Here is a 25,853-nt window from a genome sequence, read left to right as displayed (position 1 = left end):
TTATAAGTATAAAAGCCACGCCTGTCGTGGCTTTTTTTGTTTTTAAACTTTGGTGGATTCTGCAATAAAGTTCTTCAAACTGCCCATTAAGGCAACAGAAGTAAAAGAATTTGTTTAATTTTCCCATTGAGTTTCGAGAGAATTATAATTAGGTTTTGATAATGAACTACCAAGATTTAACAACATTGGGGATTGCATTAGGACTGGGACTACTTGTTGGTCTCCAGCGCGAAAGGACTGATAACCACATGGCAGGTGTGCGCACATTTATGCTCATTTCCATTTTGGGGGTGATGGCTGGTTTTTTGGCGAAAGTCTATGACAACCCCTACATTCTGCCTGTCCTGGGACTGGCCATAGCGGGTATGTTGATTATGGCGAATTATATTAAACTGAAAAAGTTTGATGAGGCAGACGTTGGGCAAACAACAGAAGTGGCAGTTTTACTTATGTTTGTTATAGGAGCCTATCTTGTTTTAGGAAACCGGATAGTTGGAGTTCTAGTTGGGGCTTCAATGGCAATCCTATTATATATAAAAGAACACTTGCACGGTTTTATCGAAAAATTGAAGCCTAAGGATTTGTCGGCTATCATGACCTTGGTAGGCATAAGTTTGATTATTTTACCCATTTTACCTGATAAAACCTTTGGTCCCTTTGACGTTCTAAACCCAAGAAACATCTGGTTAATGGTCACGCTTATTGTTGGGATTAGTGTCTTTGGTTACTTTATATACAAGTTTTTCGGCAGGAAGGTTGGTGTCATTTCCAATGGTATTTTAGGAGGATTGATTAGTAGTACTGCTACTACCGTAAGCTATGCACGTAAAACTTCAGAAGCATCTTCAATTAGTAAATTGGCCGTTTTTGTAATCACAACAGCCTCAGCTGTGTCTTTTGTAAGGATACTGTTTGAAGTGGGTGTAGTGATACCCGATAAGTTTGGTGTTATCGCATTACCAATTGCAGCGGTTATTTTTGTAATGGCATTGATTTGTGTAGTCTTGTTTTATTTCATTAATACGGAGGACACTAAAGATGAGGAAATGCCCGAACCTGAAAATCCTGCGCAATTTAAGAGCGCTCTAATATTCGGCTTGTTGTACGGTTTTATACTTTTGGCGGTGGCCTTTACTAAGGAGACCTTCGGGAATAATGCCCTTTATATCGTTTCTATAGTTAGTGGCCTAACAGATGTTGATGCCATTACATTATCCCTGTCCCAATTAATAAAGGAAGGTTCATTGGAGGCATCATTTGGCTGGAAATTGATTTTGTTGGCTGGATTATCGAATATGCTATTTAAGGGCATAATGGCAATTGTATTGGGCGCAAAATCGATTGCCAAATGGATTGCTGTTTCTTTCGGGATTACCATTGCTACTGGTTTGTTAATCTTATGGCTCTGGCCTGAATCCTGGTATTTTTAAATTCCCCCGCTAGCACGAACGTCTCGCTCGTGCCCGCAAGAGTACTAATTGGAATTTCAAGATACCGATGAAAAATAAAATAAAAGCACCTAGAGCCGAGCATGAGCTAACTCAAGAGCAACTTGCCGTAAAAGTGGATGTATCTAGACAAACCATAAATGCGATAGAAAAGGGAAAATTTGACCCCAGTCTACCCTTAGCCTTCAAAATTTCCAAGCTATTCAAAATGAGTATTGAAGAGATTTTCCAGAATGAATAACAAAGACGAAAATCAATAACCTATTTAATTATTTTAGATAAAACCATTAAATTTTAGCCTTTCGATTAATCCAACTTTTTTATTAAAGGCTGTTCTTGGGCTAATTACTGTGTTTACCATGGGAACTTCTTGAATTTTCACAGTATTATGCTAATACTTTTCCTCACTCACTCAATTATTTTATAGCTTCTTAAGTGTAGGAGTAATAATTATATTGTGTGGCTATAGACGACAAAAAAACCGCGAGAAAAATACTTTAGCAAACAATGGTTCAACATAAATAACGGATTCCATTATTAAAGATTAATTTAGGCTCCTAAGAAACAAAAGAGTTAATCCTAAAAAACTTTTTCCGTACTCCACGTTACGGGCATTTAATAAGACCGATAGCAAACATATGAGCCAAACTCTATGAAAATAGCCAAGAAAATATTTAAATATATTTTATATTTTTTGCTGATTCCTGTAACCTATATAATTATTTCCTTAATTCTATCTGTAATAACAATTGACAGAAAAGCGAATGATGAAAATTTCAATAAATCAATATATTTAAGCACAAACGGAGTTCATTTAGATATTGTTATACCAAAGGAGGATATAGATAGTTTAGTCTTGTCTGGAATGAAACATAGCGAAACTGAAAATTATTTGTCATTCGGTTGGGGAGATGAAAATTTTTATTTAAACACACCAACCTGGGGTGATCTCACTTTTAGCAACGCATTCAAAGCAATGTTTTTGAAAAGCAGTACATTAATGCACGTCACCCGCTACAAACAGAAACGCACAGATTGGATTGAAATAAAAGTAAATGAGTTTGAACTACAAAAACTGAATACTTATCTATTCAGTACTTTTCAATCAGATGAAAATGGAATGAAAATTTTACTCAAAAACAAAGGTTACTCTCCGACAGATGATTTTTATAAATCTAAGGGTAGTTTTTCTTGTTTTAATACCTGCAATAGTTGGGTAAATAGGGGATTTAAAGAAAGTGGATTAAAATCTAGTTTATGGACACCCTTCGATTTTGGACTTTTAAATAAATACAAATAAACTTTTGCTAACATCAGTTATCGCAAATAGGATTTATTGCATTGAAAAGTCATGCTTCAGAGCCCAACAATGAAATCGATTAAGCCGAGAATCCCGATAGCCACCGGGATCCGTCCCTCCTCCACGCTACTTGCTCTAATTAAGACCAATAAGCAACATTTTGGTCAGGCCTGACTGGCAAATACATATTCACAAACACTTAGATTCGGAATGATGTCTAACTAAATTGGGTTACAAAGGCAGACCAGATGCTACATTTTTTTCTAATTATTTGTTTAAAAACTTATTCATAATAGGTATCTAGTTGGTTACTTCAACCATTTCTTTGCTGTTGCTCAGTTTTAATGCAAGGTTACTAAGTAGCACACCATATATTACTTTGGAACAAACATCAGCAACAGTATAGACTAACTGCCTTGCCATTACTCCATCTTCACTGTACAAAAAGCCATCTAGTCCTGTAAGATATGGCATTAGATAAGCTCCCGGATATAAGAACCAGGAGACTAAGAAGAGTACCCAGATATTTGATAAAATCTTTTGAGCATCAGCCGAAAGACCTTCTTTACCTTCATTTATCACCTTTTTCATAACCCAAAGGATATGGAAAAAGAATACCGTCGAAATAGCTCCCCAAACAAAAAATGAGGTAAGATTACTTACTTCATAAAATTGACCTATATAACCTGTAATGATCATCATCGCCCCAGAAAACCAAAATTGATTACGTATAGAACTAAATTTTGATTTTGTTAGACTTACTACAAAAAGAATCTGGAAAAGCAACATCGGTACATCGATAAGCCAGTTAAGGTAGCGGTAGCCATTGTTAAATAAATCGCCTTCCGGATTTAAAAAATACCTTCCTCTGGATCCATCAAAAGTAAAACTTGTTGTCCAATTCTCGGCTTGCGCATACAAAAGCAAAAAAGCCGAAACCATTACCACTGCAGATAATATATTGGACATTTGATATTTTTTAGCTACATTTTTTATCGTCAAGATAAAATATAGTAGTCCCGCGAGCATTACAGCATAACCTAATGTTAGAATGTGCGATGTAAACTGATAGGCAATTTCTGAGAAGCCTTCTGTTGCACCAATGAAATTTTCAAAATTGGCATTTCCTAATTCTTGTGTCATTTCGAAATAATTTAGATTTACTTTCTTTCCACTAAAATTAATAAATTTTTTAATATGTTTAACATTTTTGATAAAACATTAAACATATTTTTATAAAAAATATCATTATTACAAAATTGTTCTTGAGGAAGCTTGATTTCAATTGGAATTTTTACCAACAAGCAAATGATTTGGAGATGGTTTCGGCTAGAAAAACGCAACACATATTTATATTCCTATCTATAACCTAAAGCCGAGATATTTCCACCTTCCAATTAATTTATAGATAAAATATTCAAGATATGCCATACTGGATTTAGGGATATTCGATAAATAAAAACTGGATGACTTTAAAAAGAAAACCCCTCAAATTATCGATTTAGTTCAAACCTCTAAAATAATTTATGGATTTCTCAGTTTTGAACTGAAAGTGTTAGAACTTCAAATTCTGAAACAGTCTTCAAAATTAATTTATCAAAAATTAAATGTCCCATTGAACCAAGCAATCATTAATTTTAAAGCAGGCAGTTACCCCGCTAGCGCGAGCGTCTCCGTGCCCGCAAGACAATGTCGTCTCCTGTTTTTCTCATAATTCCTTAACGCATTCCCTTATGATCTGTATTCAGTTAGGTTTCAGCTATGGCATAAAACAATGGGCAAAAACTTTCATTCCTTTTTCAGTTCTGCAGTAGGTTATGCGCTCTTCTAAAACATTGAAATAAATTGTCCGAGTTAAATAATATCTAATCCATACATCGTTGCACTTGAGCGAAGTGATTGCATGAATTCCACAATAAAAAACATCTAGCTGCGGATAAAACTTATAAAGTAGGCTGCGGTTGGGATCTGCAATTTGTAGTTTCAACTCATGCTTTTTTTACTAGTGCAAGCCTCTTGTTTGTTCCGTAAATGTTTTTATAGCGGCTCTTACTCAAACCGTCACGAGCGGGACGCTCGCGTTAGCAGGGAAAAACTTGAAAACAGGAATTACATGCCCGCCAGCTTTCTGATCGTGGCGGCAGCCTTGTGTGCAGAAACAAAGGCGCAAGAGTCGAAATTGCAGGTGATGCCCGTACCTATTCCATTGGAAAACTATGGACTGAATAACTTCTTCAAAATTTAGAATTTCTGCCTCACCCTAAATTTATATTTCACGATAACTTAATCTTCAGATTTTAAGAATCTTGGATTGATATACAATTTCCCATCTTTTAATTTCTGCCAGTAAATTTTCATGTCGGCGTTGATTTCAGGGGCCATAATATACAATCCTATGATATTGGGAAAGGACATGGCCAGGATCATCATATCGGCGAAGCTTAAAACAGCACCTAAACTTACCGAAGCACCTAATACTACAAAACCTAAATACATTACTTTGTAGATCAGTTCCACTTTTTTACTTCTTCCAAAGAGAAAAGTCCAAGAGCGCATGCCATAATATGACCAGGAAACCATAGTAGAAAAAGCAAATAAAAATACCGCGACCGCCAAAACTGAGGGGAACCATGAAACTACACTTCCAAAGGCATCAGCGGTAAGTTCTACGCCACCCAGTCCGCTACTGGTTTCATGCATTCCAGTAAAAATCAAAACTAGGGCAGTCATGGTACAAACCAGCATTGTATCGATAAAAGGTTCAACCAAAGAAGTGAAGCCATCGGCTATAGGGTGATTGGTTTTGGCGGCACTGTGAGCAATTGCGGCCGATCCTACTCCTGCTTCACTAGAAAAAGCAGCGCGTTGCAAGCCTATGATCAAAACGCCAATAAATCCACCTTTCAAAGCTTCTGCAGAAAAAGCCCCATCATAAATGGCTAAAAAAGCACCTCCAATATATTCAAAATGATAACCTATCACTATTAAACAACCCAACACGTACAAAATGGCCATACCTGGAACTACTTTCGCGGTCACTTGAGCAATACTTTTAATGCCACCAATAATCACTACGCCTACCAAAAGGGCGAAACCAATTCCGAACCAGAATCCCTGACCTTGTAAAAAGGGAATTTGCTCTGACACTATTTTAAAAGCCTGATTTGATTGCAACATATTACCACCGCCAAATGAGGCTCCAACTCCAAGAACCGCAAAGAGTACTGCCAGGAATTTCCCCAAATTCTTAAGGTTGCGCTTTTCCAGCCCATAGCGCAAATAATTCATAGGCCCTCCAAAAATGCGCCCGTCGTGATCAATAAAGCGATATTTCACCCCCAAAGTACATTCGGCAAACTTTAAGGACATTCCGAAAAATCCTGCGAGAAACATCCAGAAAGTTGCGCCCGCACCACCCAGAGAAATCGCCACCGCTACCCCTGCAATATTTCCCAGGCCCACTGTGGCAGAGACAGCCGTGGCCATAGCTTGAAAATGCGTTATCGTGCCTGGAGCATCGGGATCGTCATACTTTCCCCTTGCCAAATCTAAAGAATGCCGAAATCCTCGAATGTTTATGAACTTTAAACGTAGCGTAAAGAAAATACTTCCCAAAATAAGCCAGACAACAATGAAAGGAATGTTATTGGTTTTTACATCTCCGTTGGGATGTAAAAGTGGTTGGGGATCTTGAAATTGGATTATCCCAAGGAGCGGCGCATTGAAAGAACCTGTTTCGGGCAATCTGGAAATCAAAGATCCTTCTTTGGTATCGTGTTCTAAAGTTCCTTCGGCCGGAGCGTAAACAGAAAATGCTGTATTATTATTGCCTTCCAGCAATGCAATCTCGACACCTTTTTTCACCTGGCTTCCCTCTGGAGCCAACCATTTTTTTACGAGGTATTCCTCATCGGTAGATACTTCGATTCGAGGAAGGGGTATATTTTTATAAGAAGTGTAAACTACTGGATCATATATGCCAAGTGTAGCAAAAGCATCCCAAAATAGAACGGCTCCTAGCACATCTACCGCCGGTTGCACTTTGCTGTTGAAAATTTCGGTTATTGATTTTGCAGGAATGGTAAATGTCTTCGAAACCTTATTTCCGCTGGCATCGCTTACAAGTACGGAATGTTCCATCCCCTCAATCAAACCAACCGATTCTGACGCAATTAAAGGCGTGTTTACATTACTCCATTTGTATTGATAGGGAGCAAGACCTCCTTCTATCGACACCTTTGCGGTTCCATTATTAATTTCGGAAGAAGGATTTAGTAGTTCTAAGTGAACTTCCATTTTACCGCTAGACTGAACTTGAGCGATAGAATTAGTGAAGTTAATGAGCAACAGCGCTAAAAGGGCAAAAAGTCTAGATTTTGTCATTTAACAATTTATAAATTCACGATTAAGCATTGGATAATCACAATATTAGTAATTAATACAAGTCCTTCAAAGATAATCAAGATATCTTTTTTTAAAGTTAGTAAGGCCTAAATTCTCAAACCAATACGGAAGCCGTTGTAGTAAGAACCATTTCCACGGAAACCAAAGCAGACGGAATTATCACTAACACAGCGGAAGCTAAAGTGAGCACCACCACACAGGAAAACGGTCAAACTCTTGTTGTTGAGAAGCACTTTTAGGGGGCTTTGGAAGAAGTGACCGAAGCCTCAAGTGCTTTTGCTAAAGCACTTGAGGAGTAGTCTAGTCTTCAGAAAAGAAACTTTACCACATGTCAAAAAATAACCCATATAAACCGATCAATTTTTGGCGGTTTATTTGGGTTATTTTATTCTATGTGTTTTGAGTTTGAATGTGCGCTGCAAGCTTCTACAAACGCGATGCTAGGATTAGCAATGCCTATGGCTTTATTTGTGATACACTGGTGAGCACATTAACCTGATTGCGGTCTAAATTAGCCTTTATTCGCCAATTGTCCGCAAGCGGCATCAATGTCCTTGCCTCGAGAACGCCTAACAGTCACGGTGATGTGATTGGCTTCCAACATGGATACATACATGTCTAAGGCTTCCGTGTTGGCCTGCTGAAACTCGCCATCATCAATAGGATTGTACTCAATTAAATTCACTTTACTGGGTGCAAACTTGCAGAATTTTATCAGGGCTTCCACATCAGATTTCTTATCATTGATGCCGTCCCAAACTATATATTCATAGGTAATTCGGTTTTTGGTTTTGGCGTACCAGTATTCTAAGGATTCCCGTAAATCGTCTAAGGGAAAGGTCGCATTAAAAGGCATGATCGAGGTTCTAATCTCGTCAATCGCAGAGTGTAAAGACACCGCCAATTTAAACTTGACCTCATCATCTGCCATTTTTTTGATCATTTTCGGCACGCCCGAAGTGGAAACGGTAATCCGTTTTGGTGACATGCCCAAACCTTCTGGAGACGTGATTTTATCTATGGCCTTGATCATGTTGTTGTAATTCATCAAGGGTTCGCCCATGCCCATGAATACGATGTTGCTTAGCGGTCGGTCAAAATAGAGTCGGCTTTCATTATCAATGGCAACCACTTGATCATAAATCTCATCAGGATTGAGGTTGCGCATGCGCTTCAATCGCGAAGTCGCACAGAAACGACAATCCAAACTGCAACCCACTTGACTGGATACGCAAGCGGTGGTTCTACTTTTGGTAGGGATCAAAACCGATTCTACCACTAAACCATCATGCAGTCTCACTGCGTTTTTAACCGTGCCGTCGCTACTGCGCTGCATTTGGTCCACTTTAATGTGGTTGATCACGAAATGCGCTTCTAGCATCTGTCTGGTTTCCTTGGAGACATTGGTCATGTCCTCAAAACTGTGGGCAGCTTTACCCCAAAGCCATTCATAGACTTGGTTGCCTCGGAAGGCTTTATCGCCCTGGGTCTCGAAGAACGTTCTAAGTTGCTCTTTGGTTAACGCGCGTATGTCTTTCTTTTTGATTTCCATAGATATTGCAAAAGTAATCAAAGTATTGGGAGAAGTAGAAGGACTGCTTCCCTTTTAGTGTTGAATGCTAAGTATTGAGTACAAAGAATTAAGACCGCTTCGCTTTGAGTATCAAGACTTGCCTATCCAAACCTGAAATTTTTTCCACAGAAAAATGAAATTATAGATGGGACTTAGTGCTGTATGGCCATTTGGGCTACATAAAACAAGAAAGTTTGAGCTAAACAAATAGTTGCAAACATTCCCGAAATTTTCGGGAGTGTTTCGTCTTAGTAGTCCTGATTCCCAGTGGGACGGTCTTGATGCTTTTTCCTTCCGAAGTAAAACAAAAAAAGCCTCGTCATAAACAAGGCTTTAATTTTATAAATGAATGGGATGCTTAGATGATTAACATGGCGTCACCGTAAGTGTAGAAACGGTATTTTTCCTTGACTGCTTCTTCGTAAGCTCTTTTCATGAAATCGTGTCCTGCAAATGCTGAAACCATCATCAACAAAGTTGATTTTGGGGTGTGGAAATTAGTGATCATGCAATTGGCAATGCTAAACTCATAAGGCGGGAAAATAAATTTATTGGTCCACCCTGAGAATTCATTCAACATCCCATTTGAGGATACCGAACTTTCAACGGTTCGCATGGCAGTGGTTCCCACAGCACAAACACGTCTTTTTTCTCTAATCCCTCTATTGATCACGTCTACTGCTGGCTTGGTGATGAAAATTTCTTCACTGTCCATTTTGTGTTTAGATAAATCTTCCACTTCCACCGGGTTGAAGGTGCCTAAACCAACGTGCAACGTTACTTCTGGCAAGTGAACGCCTTTGATTTCCAAACGCTTCAATAAATGCTTTGAAAAGTGTAAACCAGCCGTTGGAGCCGCAACAGCGCCTTCGTTTTTAGCGAAAATCGTTTGGTAACGCTCTGCATCTTCTGGCTCAACGTCACGTTGAATGTATTTAGGTAATGGTGTTTCGCCGAGTTCGGTCAATTTTCTACGGAACTCCGTATAAGAGCCATCGTATAAAAAGCGAAGCGTACGCCCTCTAGAGGTGGTATTGTCAATCACTTCGGCCACTAAGGTTTCGTCTTCGCCAAAGTACAGTTTATTGCCAATTCTAATTTTACGCGCTGGATCTACCAAAACGTCCCAAAGACGTTGTTCTTCATTGAGTTCTCTCAACAAAAACACTTCGATTCTTGCGCCTGTTTTTTCTTTATTACCAAATAAACGTGCCGGAAACACCTTGGTGTTATTGAGAATCATCACATCATCTTCCTTGAAATAATCTATGACATCCTTGAACAGTTTATGCTCTATGGTTTGATTTTTTCGGTCCAATACCATTAGGCGTGATTCGTCCCTGATTTCGGAGGGGTGTTCTGCCAATAATTCTTCTGGAAGTTTAAAACTGAAGTGGGATAATTTCATGTGTTTATGTTTATTGTTTTTTTATCGACACACCTGCCTGCCGGCAGGCAGGTGCTGTTCGCTGTTAATCATTCCGTTAGGTAATGAAATTTTGAACATGCTCGATTCATGTGTTTATGTTTATTGTTTTTTTATCGACACATGTGTTCGCTGTTAATCATTCCGTTAGGTAATGAAATTTTGAACATGCTCGATTCATGTGTTTATGTTTATTGTTTTTTTATCGACACACCTGCCTGGCGGCAGGCAAGTACTGTTCGCTGTTAATCATTCCGTTGGGTTATGAAATTTTGAACATGCTCGATTCATTTAAGGTCGTTTTTAAGGATGCAAATATACAACCTCAAAGTAGGCTTTGTCAAGTAAATAGCCTTATTTTATTGAGTTATTTTAAAACCAAGGTTTTTTAGGTCGTCCCAAAAGCTAGGATGGGATTTTGAAACTACATTGGCATCTTCTATGTTTAACTTGGTTTTGAGCGCCATAGGTGCAAAGGCCATGGCCATTCTATGGTCATTATACGTAGCGATGGAAACATCGAAATTGATGTGTTTTGTGACTTCTAAAGCCAAACTGTTTTCTGTGATGTGCACGCTGCCGCCCAATTTTTCAATCTCGGTTTTTAAGGCCAATAGCCTGTCGGTTTCTTTTATTTTTAAGGTGTGGAGACCAGATAAGTGACATGATATTCCCAAACCCAAACAAGTGACGGCAATGGTTTGTGCAATATCTGGCGCATGGTTGAGCTGAAAATTGATGGGTTCCTTAATGGCTTCTGAAACTTTTTTAATTTGAATTTGCTCGTTTTCAAAAACGGTGCTTACTCCAAAGGATTCATATAGGGAAGCCAAAACCGAATCGCCTTGTAAGGAATCCTTTTTATAGGACGAAAGCCTGATGTTGGTTCCCACAGCGCTTAGCGCAACGATGCTGTAAAAATAAGATGCCGAGGACCAGTCAGACTCCACCACCAAGGTTTGAGGGTTGAGGGTTGAGACTTGCGGCACGATCTTTATCAGGTTGCCATTGAAACTGGCCTCAATCCCTACTTGCTTCAAAAGGGCCAAGGTCATTTCGATGTAAGGCACTGAAGTGATTTTTCCTTTTAAGGTAAGCTCTAGTCCGTTTTCAAGCTTCGCTGCAATGAGCATTAGTGCTGAAATGTACTGACTGCTCACATTGGCATTCAAGCTTACCTTTGATTGCGTTAAGTGTTTGCCTTTGATGCGCAAGGGTGGGCAGCCTTCAGTTTCGAGATATGCAATGTCTGCGCCCAAATGTGTAAGCGCTTCGACTAAGATCTCAACGGGGCGTTCTTTCATGCGAGGAGAACCTGTCAAGACCACTTCGCTACCCGATTTGCTGGCAAAATAGGCGGTTAAAAAACGCATGGCCGTACCTGCATGATGAATATCGATAATTTCGGAAGTCGTCTCAAGTGCCTGTTGCATCACATGGGAATCGTCGGAATTGGACACGTTTTCAATGGTCAATTCAGGAAATAAGGCTTGTAGCAATAGGAGTCTGTTAGACTCACTTTTAGATCCTGTTATGGTGAGACTGTTGGTTTTATGGATACTGGATTTCTGTAGGGATATTGTCATAATTGGTGTTCGGTTTTCAGCAAAGAAAGACCAGCGCTTATTTTAATTTTTTGTTATTGTGATGCCTATCGTGATCACGTTTGGTTTTTTCATCCATTTTTTTATCAAAGGCCTGCTGCAGATCGATGCCTGTTTGATTGGCGAGGCAAAGCACCACAAAGACCACATCGGCAAGTTCCTCGCCCAGATCTTTATCTTTGTCACTTTCTTTCTCACTTTGTTCACCATAACGACGTGCTATGATCCTGGCAACCTCGCCAACTTCTTCAGTGAGCTGCGCCATGTTGGTAAGCTCATTGAAATACCTCACACCGTGTTCTTTAATCCAATGGTCTACTGCTTTTTGGGAGTTTTCTATGTTCATCTTTAGCTTGTTTTTAAGTGTAATTCCACGAAGACCCTAACCGAGATCAAAGCGTTTTCATTGAAAGATTAAGTTTTTGCAAAAGGTAAAATTAGTGTTTTATTTAAGCCTGGGAAAATGACGCGCAGTTTAAAATGGTCATTTATGTTCGGTATCTATGATGAGGGTTACGGGGCCGTCATTGATCAATTGCACCTGCATGTCGGCACCAAACGCTCCAGTTTGAACGGGTTTGCCCAAATCGGACTCCAATTGTTTGATAAACGCCTCATAAATTGGGATGGCTATTTCGGGCTTTGCAGCAGCGATGTAACTGGGACGATGGCCTTTTTTAGTGTTGGCGTGCAAGGTAAACTGACTTACCACAATGATATCGCCCTGGTTTTGCAAGATGGAGTTGTTCATGACCTGGGCATCATCTGGAAAAATGCGACAGTTCACGATTTTGTTGGATAGCCATTTGATGTCGTCAGGCGTGTCGTTGGCGACAATTCCGATGAGGATGAGCAAACCCTGTTTTATAGAGGCGACCTCCTCATTGTGAATGCTAACACGGGCTTCTGAAACTCTTTGGAGTACTGCTTTCAAGATCTAAGGATTTTAATGGTTTGATGCATTTGGATCGAATTTTCAAGATTCAACAAAAAAATGACTTTTCAAAATAGAAGCTTGTTTTAGTTTGAATCTCTCCAGAGGGTTTTATGCCTCGAGCTTATTGAATTCTTTTTGAAAACGGTGTGCTAGGCTATGGATTTTTAATGTGATAATGAGATTTTTCTAAAAAAATATATCATGCTTCCGGCGTTTTTCTTCGGAAGAAAGCGCAGTAATTTGAAAACTTCAGAACTTGTGTTTATAAGTTCTACACTTTCCGCAGCCAATTTCCGCAGCCAAGAATTTTTTCGAAATCCGGAATCATATGGTTAATTTTGGGGAAGCTCCTTTAAATTTCCAATTATGTGTTTTCATACCAGTATCGCGCTGCCATTAAAAAAGACCGAAAGGCGTTTCAAGGTTAAGTTGCATGATGAGCAGCTGAGAGCTCAATTCAGTAAAGCTCAGTATCATCTCAATGGCTTTGCGCATCCCAATGTGTTGCTTATTCCGCAGGAAAAGTCGAATGTGCTTGCTCCAGGAATTTGGGGCATTGTGCCTCAAGATAAATTGGCCAATGAAATCAAGGCCTATCAAAAAGAGGCGGTTAAATTTGGCGGCGGCTTAAATGCACGATCGGAAAAATTGTTTGAACATTTTGTATATCGCGAATCGGCCATGACTCGACGCTGCATCATCCCTGTATCTGGTTTTTTTGAACCGCATACCCATAAACGCAAGAAATACCCTTTTTACATCCATCAAAAAAACAAGGAGCCCATGGCACTCGCCGGGATTTACACGGTCATTGAAAACTATGTGACTTTTGCCATTCTTACAAAATCGGCTTCGCCTCTGTTTGAAAAGATCCACAATCTCAAAAAGCGTCAGCCGCTCATTCTAGACGAGGTGCAGACGCATAATTGGTTGTCTTCCGATCTTACCGAAACGGACGTTAAAACCATTGTTGGTTTTAATTTTCCAGAATCGCAATTGGAGGCCTATTCGGTTAGCAAAACCTTATTCAGCCCTAAAACAGATAGCAACATTGAAAGTATTACCGATAAAGTGGTTTATGATGAGCTCCTTAGTTTTCAATAGGCGCTGGGCTCAACCGTGAAGTGATTTATTTTGGTTAAATTTAAAATCTAATATAACGACATGCATTGCTTATGGGCTGGTTCAAAAAGGATCCTTTACAGATTATTAGTTTTCAGAGCTACGGAACCGATTCTCATTTTTTTGCGCGCGGAAGAACCTTGGAAGACGAATCCATAGACCTGGAATCCCAGAAAATATGGCATTTGGCAGTCAATACCTGGAAGCGCTTTAAGACCGACGAAATCAGAAATGTGGGCGTGAACATCAAACTGCCCAACGGAAAAATCCTGAAAACAACCACAGATGCCGATGGGTATTTTAGAGTAGAAGCCAATCTCAAAGCATTGGAAGCGCTAACAAACGAGCAAGGTTGGTTGGCCTATGAATTGTCTTACGACGATGTGAATATCAAGCGCAGCATTCAAAACGAAAATCGCTTTCCTGGCGAGCTGTTGATTCCTGCCGATACTGCACAATTTGGAGTGGCCAGCGATATTGATGACACCATTTTACAAACAGGTATTGTGTCTTTGCTCAAATGGCGGGTCATCTATAATTCCATCTTTAAAAATGCCAAAAACAGAACGCCTTTAGAAGGTGCTGCAGATTTCTACCAGCAATTGCATCAAGGTGTTTCGGGCGAAAATGCGAATCCCATTTTTTATGTGAGCCACAGCCCTTGGAATCTGTACCGTTATTTGGAAGTGTTTCTCAAGCAGAACAATTTCCCGAAAGGCCCGATTTTGCTTCGAAGTCTCAGTAATTTTCTTCGGAAAAAACCCGAGGGCGAGAAACCCCAAAAGCAAAAGGAAATTCTAGATCTACTAAAGACCTATCCCAAATTGCCTTTCATTTTGATTGGGGACAGTGGCGAGCATGATCCCGATATTTACATGGAGATCGCTGAAGAATTCCCAGACCGTATTTTAGCCATTTACTTGAGAAGCGTCAAACATAAAAAGCGCATGTTGCGGGTAAAAGGCCTTGTTGAAAATTATAAAACAACTGCGTTTTTAATGGTAGAGAGCAGTAAACAGGCCATTGCGCATGCTCGGGAGCAGGGGTTTATAAAATAGTGTGTGCGAAAGAAGTGGATTGCAGGACCATTGTGAACTGTTGGATTGGTGGGTCGATGTTTGAGATACTTAAAAATTGTGTCCTATTTTGGAGTGATATTAGTATATTTAGTGCTTATATAAGTTGTTGTGCTTCATTATGACCAACCAATAACCAATGATAAAATTTTATAGAAAAATTCGTCAAAATTTACTTTCAGAAGGAAAAACTGGAAAGTATCTGAAATACGCAATTGGTGAGATTATTCTTGTTGTTATTGGAATTTTAATTGCATTAAGCATTAATAATTGGAACGAAACCAGAAAACAATCTAAATCAGAAAAGGAATTCATTACTAGCGTAAAAAATGACCTCAAACAAGATAAAGCTTTTATTCAACTGATAGTAGAAATTATAGAACCAAGAATAGAAGCTTATAATGCCTTAAATAGTGACTTACCGAATTTATATAATAATGACAGAAAATCATTAGATGTCATTTTTCATCATTATTTTAAAAGTCAACGCACATTCTATCCGATATCTGGCTCTTATGAATCAGCGGTTTCAGGAAATCAAATTACTGTTTTTAGAAATAAAAAATTAATACAAAAGATTATTAAATTATATAATTCAACATATGATAGATTAATTGATAACGGTCAAATTTTGGACGAAAGGTGGGCTTTTTTAAGTAAAAAATATAGTTACGAGAGAAGAACTGGACATTTCCGAGAAATGAAACCTGAACAGTTGACTGAATTTCTTGATGACTTATATCATCATTATGTGCAAATGGAATGGTATCTAAACCAGTTAAAGTTAGCCACAACCGAAATTGATAAAATAATTGTAGAAAAATAAAGCGGAAAAAAATAACGAAAGCACAACAGCGTGTATAAAACATAGCTAATTCAGGCTTTTCCAAAGGTTCGTGTCTATTTACAAAGTCGCCAAATCTTTTGATTTAGCTTTTAGAGTGAAAAATTAAAACAAAATGCAAAAGTTTTGGCTTTTGCTAAATCGAAAAGTCAGCGTATTTTTAAACGCTACGTTTCATACACTAAACGTTAGCAAATATAAAAAAACGAAACGCAAAGAATGAAAAGCATCTATAGATTGTTTACAATAGGATTTTTAAGTTTATTATTTATTTCAACTACAAAAGCTCAATCTGAACCAACTGAATATTTATCAGTAGGGAATAAAATTGAATTTAACGGAGAAAATTTCGAATTGAAATGGAGTTCTCATCCATCAAATGAATATTACAAACAAGAATACTTAAGGAAAGATGACAAACTGCCTAGACACGAAAAAATGATAATGGTCGAAGCTGTAAAAGGGAATATACCCGCAAAAAATGTAGTAGCTGGAAAAATTAATGAATTAGAAAATAGAAAAAAAAGAAATCCAGTTGTGAATTATGAAAAATTTGAAAATAAAGAAAACAATGAAATAATCCTTGATTTTGTTTTGAGTGACGGTAAAAGTGTCTACGAATGGAATATTTATCGTTATCAAAATCAAAATAATGAATCTGGAAATTATTTAGTCTTATATTCCTACTCTTACAGGAATTATATATCGAATGATAAAGAAAAAATAAAATTTCTGAGTGAAATAAAAAAACTGAAAGAAGAATTGATAAAGAAAGTTGAAGAAATTAAATTACCGGATGTAAAAACAGAATAACGTTTGCTAACATCGTGTATGATTAATTGGTAAAGCAAAGCTGCCTACGGAAATCCTGGCAGATTCCCTAGTTTATCATTATTTGCTAAATTAGTGCCTTTAGACACGCAACGGTTCAATACATAAGACGTTACCTACAACCGTAACAAAAAATGAAAATGCCGCAACATAGTTATGAATGATATATGCGTAAGCACAGCAATAACCATTATCCTGATAAGCCATTTAGCAGCCATTGCCATCGGGTATAAAATGCAAAAAACAACTTTAATAATTTCTTATTTAAATACCGTTATTGTGATAGGTATATTTGTTTTTTGGGCGATCACTAGCCCGAATTTAAAACAACATAACTTTGAATTAAGAGAATTATTAGTAATATGTCTGGAAGCTTGTATTTTGATATTCGCTTTCTACGCTATTATAGGTTTTCATAATAAAACCTATGTAAAAGTCATAAATTTCATTGGATTTGGAAATCATTTATTGGCTACAACAGGAATGCTTTATTATATGTTAGCATTTAAATTTGACAGACTTTTTTAAAGATAAATCATACCGAATAATGAAGGTTTTTGAAACTAATATATCGATTCTACTACTTGTATTTATTCAATTTACAGGATATGCACAATCAGAACATAATATGATAAATAGTTCTATTATAATACCTCTAAAAACTGGGAAAAACCCTAGTTCTCTATTTGAGAAATTAGTTATAGAACCTGCGAATCTATTCATTCAATCAAAACCAATAAACAAGGACTCCCCACATATTCAACTAGAATTGAATGTATTTGAAAACAACACTAAATACACTACTTTTCTCTGGTGTTATGATGCGTCTAGTGATAGTGAAAAAGCAAACTATCCTAAAGCATATCAAAACTACTCTTTTGATTTAAAAATTGATAAAGAGGAAGTTGCGTTAGTTGTTGAAAAATTAGACTTTGGAAAAACAATGTTTATTGATTTAGGGCAAACAGCAGTTATTGGTAAGCTTGAAATTCTGTTTGAAGATTGTGTTGGAGAAAGGTCAGAGGATATAAATGGAAATCAGACAGACGCCTTTAATTCATATACTATTTCATTATCAGAAGAAGATAAGCAGAAAACCGTGTCGTTTATGTCACTAAATAAGCATGAAGAGAAGGCACTAACTATAGAATGGAAGCATTATAAAATTTGGATTTTAGAAGATTCGGAGAAAGCATTAAAGCTAATCGTGTTTAAAAAGGATTCTTAAAAAAACGCAGGTAACAAAGCCGTGTATGATTAATTGCTTGGTTCTATTTTTGCTAAATTCGTTGCTTAGCCATGCCGCTAATCATACTCAAGGCCCGTTGGCATTCATTGAAGAACGGGTTCAATGAAAATATCAGAATTTTAGTAAATTTTCTGTACTAACAGCTGAATTGAAAAGGATAAGATCGACCTGAATACTGTAGTTGGCAAATTTTGGAATTACTCATCAATTGAAATTGAAAAAAGTTTATTCAATTAAATAACAAAAGTGATAACCCACTTGAAATAAAGAGCAAAAAAAATATGAAAAAAGTCTTAAAGTTTATTGGCATTGCAGTAGGTATCCTCTTACTAATTGGTTTAACGAGTTATTTCTTTTGGTTCCATAATACAGAAGAACACATCCTCAAACTTCAAGCTTCGGAAGTTTATAGCCCTGAGAAAGGCAATAGTTATTTGATAACCAACGCAAATATTATTGATGTTGAAGCTGGTATAGTCCTTAAAAATAAAAATCTAATCATACAGGACGGTGTTTTCAAGCTAATTTTTGAAGGTCAAGTTACTGATAGCCTAAAAACGAAGTATGAAATTGTAGATGCAAAAAATCGTTACCTCATGCCCGGAATGATCGATATGCACACCCACTTGAATAGCGGTGGGCTGTTACCGCCAGACGAATCTACTCGGCCAATGGCATTAGAGCAATTTGCAAGATACGGTGTGAGTACAATTTTTACTTTAGGAGGCCACGGATTTAATGAGGAAACCACCACAGAACTGAAAGAAAAACAACGGAAGCACAAAATTGTAGCCCCAATGATTTTAGCAACTGGAAGTATACTAACGGCACCAGGTGGTTATCCCATTCCATTTGTATCTGGTATGACAGGCTTATCAGAAGATGAAATAGATCTTGATGAACAAGGCATATTTACTATTACAGATGAAACTGATTTAGACGCTATATTTTCTAAAAAGAAAAAGCTTGGCCTCAACGGCGTAAAAGTCATGGTGGAATCTGGCTTAGGTGGTGCTTCAGAAGAACCCCGATTATCAAATAAATTGACAGGGAAAATCGTCCAGAAAGCATCACAATACAATCTACCCGTTTTTGCCCATGTAACCCGTATAGCCGACTTGCAAGATGCTGTGAATGCGGGCGTAGATGTTATTGTTCATACCGTAGAAGATGAGTTACTAACGGGTGCTGAGCCTTTCTTAGAAAAAATGATCAGAGATTCTATCTTTTACACACCTACACTTTCTGTAGCGTATATCTTTCAATATGTTGGCTCTGCTGAAATTTTAGAGGATCCTTTTATGATGCAATACAGTTCTGAGAGAACTAATCGCAGCCTTGAAAACTGGCCCGTAAGACAAATGATGGTTAGTAGTTACGGTATTGATCTGGATTTGCATAAAGAGAATAACATTAAAAACTTTACGGCAATGTATAAGGCAGGTGTCAACGTGCTCATGGGGTCAGATGCGAGAAACCCCTCAATCATTCCCGGATATAGTGCACACAAGGAATTACAATTTATGTCAGAAGCGGGCATGTCTAATGCAGAAGTTCTTCGCTCAGCAACTATTGCTCCTGCTAGATTTTTAAAATTGGAGAATAAAATCGGAAGTATCAACGAAGGCAAAATTGCCAATTTCCTGATGCTGGATAAAAACCCATTAGATGACGTAAAAAATTCGCGAACCATCTATAAGGTGATGCTCGAAGGTTATTGGATTGAATAAATTTTCTTGGAGTTTTTATTTTGATTATTTAGAAAAACATTGGGAATACCATCTCGTTTATGCATGATAACGAAATGCCAATACGGTGTATAAATAATTGCTTTGGTCATTGCTCATCTGGAAAATTCCACTGAAATTTTCTCTAGCCCCTATTTATCTACTAATTTAGTTGCTCAACCACGCAACTAACCATAGTGTGCCAAGAAGTAGTCAGGGCAATAAACTGGCTGCATGCTTTAGATAAGATGATGGTAGATCCATCAGGGACGTTGTATAGGCGATGGCTCTAAACCAACCAAAGGTGCTATTGTAAAGAGCCCCGAAGCCTCGGGGGTATTGCGCGTTTGGGAGAATCCAATCCATGAGGTTGGCAGGTATTAGTAAACCTGCCTGCCGGCAGGCAGGGGAGTTGAGGCTGGCTATGCCGGCAGGCAGGCAAAAGTGAACCATTGATGAGGTGTCCCCGCCAAAAAGCGGTGCAGGCAGAGAAGTTGCTACCTCCAGTCAAAAGCTACAGGGCGGAGCGTAAAGAAAATGTCCTGCGGACATTTTTAGCAAACGCGCCAGTTGGCGTGGGTGGCTGTGCCGAGTAAAAATTAATGTTAGCGACAACATTAATTACAGAGATAACCTATTTATTTTCTGTAAGGCTGGCGTCATTCAGATGTCGAAGCCTGCCCCGATTTTTATCGGGGAACTTTATTTGGGCTTATTTACGGAACTTGGGAAGCTGCATACAAATGTTAAGGGAAATGTACAATAGGCACAACCTAAAGGCAGAATACCAATGCTGTATGCAGTGGCAGACTCATTCGTAGTAGTGATGATCCCGATAGCTATCGGGACTGTAATGGAAGTGGAGCGAAGGGATGGGCTAATTATATTTACGGTTTGCCAACTTGCAAAAGGATGAGCTTATATTTGTAAATTAAATTAGAAGAGCCGTGTGAGGGGAGACTTTCAAGCACGTCCCGATAGCTATCGGGACTGTGAGAGACTTGGGGTAAAACTCCCCTTGTCTACTCGATCACAAAACCGTTGGCAGTAATTTGCTTACTCAGCCTCAGATTCTTGCTTATCTTTTGCGAACTGAACGAAATTTATAGAAGGTAGAATTACAGGATCAAAACCTGACTGAAGAGTTAAATTTGACACATAAGCCCTCAAGAAAGGAAAAGCAATTGCTGGTGCATTTATTTTTGGAAAATTAGAAAGCTTAAACTCTTCCGTTATATCTTCATCAAGTTTGAACATAAAAATCGCTTCAACGAATAAATCAAAAAACTTATCCTTTATTTCGATTTCAAATCCAACACCAAATGATTTGTCAATTTCTTTTGGAAAAAAGTGACCCGTTGATAAGTCAAAAGAATTATCTTCTCTTGGCTCATCTTTTAAGGACGAAAAGTTAACGTTTATAACTTTCCAATTATCTAATTGAATTTTCATATTAAGCAGCTAACAGTAAAGATTCCATATCATTAGCGTCTAAGCTATTATCTGAATTTGGACAATAAAAATTTTGTCCGGCATTATCAAAAAATTGATTGTCGATTTCAAAATCTATATCTTCATTAAAACCATATTTACCAATTGCTTTAAAATAAAGTTCTTCTGAACTTATATTTTCAAAGTATTGGTCTATTCGATTCTTTATTTCTTTATTTAGTTTCATCTTTTATATCCCCTATTTCTATTATGTTAGAATTGGTAATATTTTTAGTTGGTTCATATACTGTACATATTGTACAATTAGAAGTCCTTAAAGTAATCCTTTTAATTCTTTCTTTTGCAAATTTAATATAAAAATTCCCTTTAACAACATCAATTGGCAAAATACCTTCTTCTCTTGCTAAGTTAATAAGTAAACCATCTACTGCCTTAAACCTTTTACTAATTTTATTTAATTTCTTTTCAAAACATTCAGCAAGGTATGTTAGTATTTCAACACCTTCTTCTTTAGTTAAATCTATAAAGTTGTCTTCTTCTACTTCAATAACTGAATTAATAACACAATAGTTTTTATATTTATATACTTGTTTATCTTTATCCCAAGCTTCAGCAATTGCCCATTTTTTAGCTTGTTCTTCTGGTTTTGAACTTATTCCACTTACAAAAAAATAAACACCATTTCCCAACCATTCATCATCACCTATTGACGTTTCATAGTTTGAACTTACTATTTGTTTTGCTGCGCTTACACTTGTACCGTGAAACCCATTAAATTGTAACAACATTTATTAGTATTTGGAACAAAAATAAAAAACTACTGCCAACAATGTATATAAAAAATAGCTAAATCCGTGCCAAATACTATTTGCATTGTTTATTTAATAACGTTATTTTAGGCGGAAAAGTACTTGTTTATTTACACGCTACTTTTCATAGTGTGCCAAGAAGCAGCCACGGCATTAAACTGGCTGCATGCTGTAGATAAGATGATGGTAGGTCCATCAGAGTCGTCGTATAGGCGATGGCTCTAAACCACCTAAAGGTGCTTTGATTAATAGTCTTGGTACTGAGCTTTTAGGAGAATCTAGTCCAAGAGATTAACAGGTATGAATAAACCTGCCTGCAGGCAGGCAGGGGAGTTGATCCGCCTGAGGCGGAGAACCATTGGTGAGGTGTCGAGAAGTTGCTACCTCCAGTCAAAAGCTACAGGGCGGAGCGTAAAGAAAATGTCCTGCGGACATTTTTAGCAAACGAGCCAGTTGGCGTGGGTGGCTGTGCCGAGTAAAAATTAATGTTAGCGACAACATTAATTACAGAGATAACCTATTTATTTTCTGTAAGGCTGGCGTCATTCAGATGTCGAAGCCTGCCCCGATTTTTATCGGGGAACTTTATTTGGGCTTATTTACGGAACTTGGGAAGCTGCATACAAATGTTAAGGGAAATGTACAATAGGCACAACCTAGAGGCAGAATACCAATTCTGTATGCAGTGGCAGACTCATTCGTAGTAGTGATGATCCCGATAGCTATCGGGACTGTGAGAGGCTTGGGGTGAAATTCCCCTTGTCTACTCGATCTCAAGAGCGTTATCTGCAAGCTAAAAAAACCAAGCAAAAACCTATAAAACAAAGAAATGACAGATAGATGACACCAATATGACGTAAAGAAAATGAAGGTATGTTGGTATCTTTGTGCCAAATAAAAATTTATGGAAAAGCAAACAATCGGAAAAAAGTTAGCGTATCAAAGAAAATTGAAGGGATATACTCAAGACATATTATCTGAAAAATCAAACGTTGCAATAAGGACAATACAACGTATTGAAAAAGACGAAGTAAATCCACAACTTCAAACCATAAAATTATTAGCAGATGCTTTAAAAATAGAAGTGGACGACCTAATAATATTAGAGAATCCTAAAGAGGAAGCTTTACAAAATAAATGGTTATTATTCTTACACGGCTCTCCGCTGTTGGGATTTATCTTCCCTTTTTCAGTCTTATTCCCATTATTTATATGGCTGCACAAACGCGATGATAATCCTATTTATAATCAGCACGGCATAAAAATAATTAATTTTCAATTAAGTGTAACCATATTATATATTCTTGCATTTATTTCTTTGGTAACTGTTGAAGGATGGGGCTTTTTATTTTTTATTGCTGTTGTTCCTTTCAATATTTTGGTAATATCTTATAATCTTTTTAAAGCTATAACTGCTCAAAAATGTTATTATCCACTATCATTTCCTTTTTTAAAGACTAACACAAAAAAGCATCTAAAAAAACCATTTCAATTATTATCTATTACCGCAATACTGACTATTATGATTCTTTGCGTGAGCTTCACAAATAAAAATAAATATTACAAGGGTATTATAAGTAATAATCTTAGTGATTCTATTCTAACTTCTAAACAAACACTTGAGGTTAATAAAATTGCATTTTACCTACAAGATGGCGTTGAAGTTTTAGATTTTTCTGGACCTATGGAAGTTTTTGCTTATGCAGGTTATGAAATTTTCATTGTCTCTAAAACAACTCACCCTATTACAACTCAAGGGATAATGAAAATTATTCCGCAATACAGTATTAAAAATGCACCTTCAGCTGATATACTAGCCTTTTTTGGGGGAAATTCTTCAGAAGCATATAAGGATATTGAGGTTATTAATTGGGTAAAGTCTCAAAATAGTACTAAATATTATTTTTCCGTTTGTACTGGAGCATTTATACTTGCGGAATCAGATATTCTAAAAGGGAAAACCGCAACAACTTTTCATAACGCGCTAGATGAATTTGAATACAAGTACCCTGAGACTACTGTTTTGAAAAATATTAGGTTCGTTGACAATGGTAACGTTATCACTACTGCGGGAATTTCTGCGGGCATAGATGGCGCACTTCATTTAGTGGCCAAACTAAAAGGGTTTAATGCTGCTAGAAAGGTCGCTTATTATATGGAATACGATAAATGGATTCCGGGTGAGGGCCTTATTTTATCTGATGATAATCCATATAAAAATTTCATTGGTAATGGCAAATTTGATGATTACGTAGGAATTTATGAATTTCAAAATAACACAGATATAATACTCAAAGTAAATAGTAATGAACAGTCCCTTTATGCAAAAGTAAATGGAAGGAACTACCCTATATTCTTTATCAAAGATAATATTTTTCTAAATGTTGATGAAGAGAAAATCATATTTGAGAGAAATTCTAATGATGAAATTTTAGGGTTCAAAGCAGCAGAAAAAAACAGTAAATTTTATGCTAAATTAAACTAGCGATTAACAATTTTAAAGAGATATAGCAACTGCTGATTCTACAATTTTATTAGTCTAATAAATATATATTTATGGAAATACAAACAATCAGAAAAAATAATTTTAAAAAAACATTCCCGTTGCTATTGATGATCGTAATACTGGCTTTTGGATGTTCATCACCGAAAGAAAAATCGGATTATGAAAAACTTTTGGAATATGAAGGAAACTATGAATATGAATATGTAGATAAAACTACACTCGACATTGTAGCGTCTGAACTTGACACAACACTTTATGCAATCGTAGATAACGCGAAATACCCTTTAAAACATATCGCCTTGGATAGTTTTACCAATATTCAGGATGTTCCAGTCGTTTTTGAACGAGACAAAACCAATCGAGTTAAAGGGTACAGAACTGATGGACTAGAATTTAAACTAATTACTTCCGAAATTGAAAAAACGGAAATGTTCCCGAGAAAAGAATTATTTCATAATCCTGATAGCTACGTTTATCATAAACCCAAAAAAACCGAAGATGGACTAGAAACGGGCAGTTTAGAAGATGAATTCAAAAATCCCGAACCTATAATCGATATGGTCAAAGAAACCATAAAAGGAAAATTTCCTGATGTGCACAGCATCTTAATTTACAAGAATAACAAATTGGTACTTGAAGAATATTTCTACGGTTATGATGAAAATATACCGCATCAATTAAGGTCTGCCACAAAACCGTTCATTGGCGGAATTCTTGGAATTGCCATTGACCAAGGATTCATAAAAAGTGAAAAAGATAAACTCTTACCTTATTTCAATTCAACATACTCGGAAATTGCAAATTTGGATGACCGAAAAAAAGAAATTACTATAGAAAATTTCTTAATGTACCGACACGGTATGGACTGTGAAAATGATAACCCTAAAAGCAAAGGAAACGAGCAAGCAATGATGGCAAGCAAAGATTGGGTAAAATACACTCTTGATTTACCAATGGTCAAAGAATCTGGGAAATCATCATCCTATTGTACAGGTTGTGCTTTGACTTTGGGTAGTTTGGTTGAGATGGCAACTAGTAAAAACATCGAAGATTTTGCAAAAGAAAACCTATTTAACCCATTGGGAGTCTCGAATTATGATTGGACTTTCGAACCGAATCAGGCAAGTATGACAACGTTTAGTCAAATGTATCTTACTCCAAGGGACTTGATAAAGTTGGCGAAGCTATTTAAAGATGGCGGTAAATGGAAAGACAAGCAAATAATTTCCGAAAGTTGGATTAACAAAACATTTGATATGGACGAAGGAGATTACGGGTATTTGTGGGAACATAAATATTTTGTAATTGACGGACAAAAATACAATTCGTATTTAGCTTCGGGTAACGGTGGACAAAAAATCAATATTTGGCCCGAACTGGATATGATTACCGTGTTTACGGGCGGAAATTACAATTCATATGCACTTTATGGGAAAAGTACACCACCGAACGAAATGATACCGAACTACATACTGAAGACTGGAGAAAAGCCAGCAGATAATAATGTATATAAAAAATAGGCGAAATAGCAATAAATTTGAAGCT

Annotated in this window: 22 protein-coding genes; 12 read left to right on the top strand and 10 right to left on the bottom strand. The window is 37.2% G+C overall.

Going from position 1 to position 25,853, the window contains the following annotated elements:
* Positions 1-161: 161 nt before the first annotated feature.
* The 3 genes from ESY88_RS00800 (at position 162) to ESY88_RS00790 (ending at position 2,748) form a co-directional block, all read left to right on the top strand.
* On the top strand, positions 162-1,430 hold the full coding sequence (locus ESY88_RS00800) for an MgtC/SapB family protein (RefSeq protein ID WP_147084949.1): 1,269 nt from the start codon (positions 162-164) through the stop codon (positions 1,428-1,430).
* Positions 1,431-1,497: 67 nt separating this feature from the next.
* Positions 1,498-1,689, top strand: a complete 192-nt coding sequence (locus tag ESY88_RS00795; protein WP_147084948.1) for a helix-turn-helix transcriptional regulator — start codon at positions 1,498-1,500, stop codon at positions 1,687-1,689.
* A 411-nt stretch (positions 1,690-2,100) separates the two neighbouring features.
* Positions 2,101-2,748 (top strand): DUF2459 domain-containing protein, encoded by a 648-nt coding sequence (locus tag ESY88_RS00790; RefSeq protein WP_147084947.1) that lies wholly within the window; start codon positions 2,101-2,103, stop codon positions 2,746-2,748.
* 300 nt (positions 2,749-3,048) lie between these two features.
* Here the strand turns inward: ESY88_RS00790 and ESY88_RS00785 are convergent, their stop codons facing one another.
* The 7 genes from ESY88_RS00785 to dtd all read right to left on the bottom strand — a co-directional run bounded on the left by ESY88_RS00785 (position 3,049) and on the right by dtd (position 12,689).
* On the bottom strand, positions 3,049-3,891 hold the full coding sequence (locus ESY88_RS00785) for a bacteriorhodopsin (RefSeq protein ID WP_147084946.1): 843 nt from the start codon (positions 3,889-3,891) through the stop codon (positions 3,049-3,051).
* A gap of 1,140 nt (positions 3,892-5,031) precedes the next feature.
* Positions 5,032-7,131 carry an amino acid carrier protein gene (locus ESY88_RS00780; protein WP_147084945.1) on the bottom strand — a complete coding sequence of 700 codons (2,100 nt, stop codon included), beginning with the start codon at positions 7,129-7,131 and terminating at the stop codon, positions 5,032-5,034.
* A 532-nt stretch (positions 7,132-7,663) separates the two neighbouring features.
* Complete coding sequence (rlmN, locus tag ESY88_RS00775; RefSeq protein ID WP_147084944.1) at positions 7,664-8,704, bottom strand: 23S rRNA (adenine(2503)-C(2))-methyltransferase RlmN; 1,041 nt, start codon at positions 8,702-8,704, stop codon at positions 7,664-7,666.
* Between the two features lie 379 nt (positions 8,705-9,083).
* Positions 9,084-10,133, bottom strand: coding sequence for a tRNA preQ1(34) S-adenosylmethionine ribosyltransferase-isomerase QueA (gene queA / locus ESY88_RS00770; RefSeq protein ID WP_147084943.1), 1,050 nt, complete (start codon positions 10,131-10,133; stop codon positions 9,084-9,086).
* A 377-nt stretch (positions 10,134-10,510) separates the two neighbouring features.
* Complete coding sequence (locus ESY88_RS00765; RefSeq protein ID WP_147084942.1) at positions 10,511-11,737, bottom strand: 3-phosphoshikimate 1-carboxyvinyltransferase; 1,227 nt, start codon at positions 11,735-11,737, stop codon at positions 10,511-10,513.
* A 37-nt stretch (positions 11,738-11,774) separates the two neighbouring features.
* A complete protein-coding gene (locus ESY88_RS00760) occupies positions 11,775-12,101 on the bottom strand; it encodes a nucleotide pyrophosphohydrolase (RefSeq protein WP_147084941.1) in 327 nt (108 codons plus the stop codon).
* Positions 12,102-12,239: 138 nt separating this feature from the next.
* Positions 12,240-12,689, bottom strand: coding sequence for a D-aminoacyl-tRNA deacylase (dtd, locus tag ESY88_RS00755; RefSeq protein ID WP_147084940.1), 450 nt, complete (start codon positions 12,687-12,689; stop codon positions 12,240-12,242).
* A 369-nt stretch (positions 12,690-13,058) separates the two neighbouring features.
* Here dtd and ESY88_RS00750 point away from each other — a divergent pair, with 369 nt between their 5' ends.
* The 7 genes from ESY88_RS00750 (at position 13,059) to ESY88_RS00720 (ending at position 19,544) form a co-directional block, all read left to right on the top strand.
* The gene (locus tag ESY88_RS00750; protein WP_147084939.1) at positions 13,059-13,796 is read left to right on the top strand and encodes an SOS response-associated peptidase; all 738 of its coding nucleotides are present in this window, start codon (positions 13,059-13,061) and stop codon (positions 13,794-13,796) included.
* 71 nt (positions 13,797-13,867) lie between these two features.
* Positions 13,868-14,872: an App1 family protein gene (locus ESY88_RS00745; RefSeq protein WP_147084938.1), complete on the top strand. Its 1,005-nt coding sequence runs from the start codon at positions 13,868-13,870 to the stop codon at positions 14,870-14,872.
* 157 nt (positions 14,873-15,029) lie between these two features.
* Positions 15,030-15,716, top strand: a complete 687-nt coding sequence (locus ESY88_RS20805; RefSeq protein ID WP_189702478.1) for a DUF6090 family protein — start codon at positions 15,030-15,032, stop codon at positions 15,714-15,716.
* 237 nt (positions 15,717-15,953) lie between these two features.
* Positions 15,954-16,547, top strand: a complete 594-nt coding sequence (locus ESY88_RS00735) for a hypothetical protein (RefSeq protein WP_147084937.1) — start codon at positions 15,954-15,956, stop codon at positions 16,545-16,547.
* A gap of 174 nt (positions 16,548-16,721) precedes the next feature.
* Positions 16,722-17,093, top strand: a complete 372-nt coding sequence (locus ESY88_RS00730) for a hypothetical protein (RefSeq protein WP_147084936.1) — start codon at positions 16,722-16,724, stop codon at positions 17,091-17,093.
* Positions 17,094-17,112: 19 nt separating this feature from the next.
* The gene (locus ESY88_RS00725; protein ID WP_147084935.1) at positions 17,113-17,793 is read left to right on the top strand and encodes a hypothetical protein; all 681 of its coding nucleotides are present in this window, start codon (positions 17,113-17,115) and stop codon (positions 17,791-17,793) included.
* A 302-nt stretch (positions 17,794-18,095) separates the two neighbouring features.
* Positions 18,096-19,544, top strand: coding sequence for an amidohydrolase family protein (locus tag ESY88_RS00720; protein WP_147084934.1), 1,449 nt, complete (start codon positions 18,096-18,098; stop codon positions 19,542-19,544).
* Positions 19,545-20,597: 1,053 nt separating this feature from the next.
* On the opposite strand, the gene ESY88_RS00710 is transcribed toward ESY88_RS00720, so the two are convergent.
* From ESY88_RS00710 to ESY88_RS00700, 3 genes are read right to left on the bottom strand one after another with little or no spacing between them, the layout of a single operon-like run.
* Positions 20,598-20,993: a protein-export chaperone SecB gene (locus ESY88_RS00710; protein ID WP_147084933.1), complete on the bottom strand. Its 396-nt coding sequence runs from the start codon at positions 20,991-20,993 to the stop codon at positions 20,598-20,600.
* A gap of 1 nt (position 20,994) precedes the next feature.
* Entirely contained in the window at positions 20,995-21,219 is a 225-nt protein-coding gene (locus tag ESY88_RS00705; RefSeq protein WP_147084932.1) for a hypothetical protein, read from the bottom strand.
* The gene (locus tag ESY88_RS00700; RefSeq protein ID WP_147084931.1) at positions 21,206-21,781 is read right to left on the bottom strand and encodes a hypothetical protein; all 576 of its coding nucleotides are present in this window, start codon (positions 21,779-21,781) and stop codon (positions 21,206-21,208) included. The genes ESY88_RS00705 and ESY88_RS00700 overlap by 14 nt, the downstream gene beginning before the upstream one ends.
* Positions 21,782-22,706: 925 nt before the next feature.
* On the opposite strand from ESY88_RS00700, the gene ESY88_RS00695 reads away from it, so the two are divergent.
* Both ESY88_RS00695 and ESY88_RS00690 read left to right on the top strand, forming a co-directional pair.
* The gene (locus ESY88_RS00695; RefSeq protein WP_147084930.1) at positions 22,707-24,287 is read left to right on the top strand and encodes a DJ-1/PfpI family protein; all 1,581 of its coding nucleotides are present in this window, start codon (positions 22,707-22,709) and stop codon (positions 24,285-24,287) included.
* 71 nt (positions 24,288-24,358) lie between these two features.
* Positions 24,359-25,828: a serine hydrolase domain-containing protein gene (locus tag ESY88_RS00690; protein WP_147084929.1), complete on the top strand. Its 1,470-nt coding sequence runs from the start codon at positions 24,359-24,361 to the stop codon at positions 25,826-25,828.
* Positions 25,829-25,853 lie beyond the last annotated feature (25 nt).

Source organism: Subsaximicrobium wynnwilliamsii (genome assembly GCF_007997225.1).
Classification (GTDB): domain Bacteria; phylum Bacteroidota; class Bacteroidia; order Flavobacteriales; family Flavobacteriaceae; genus Psychroserpens; species Psychroserpens wynnwilliamsii.
The sequence above is the reverse complement of the archived record's forward strand: the minus strand, read 5'-3'. Positions and strand labels throughout refer to the sequence as shown.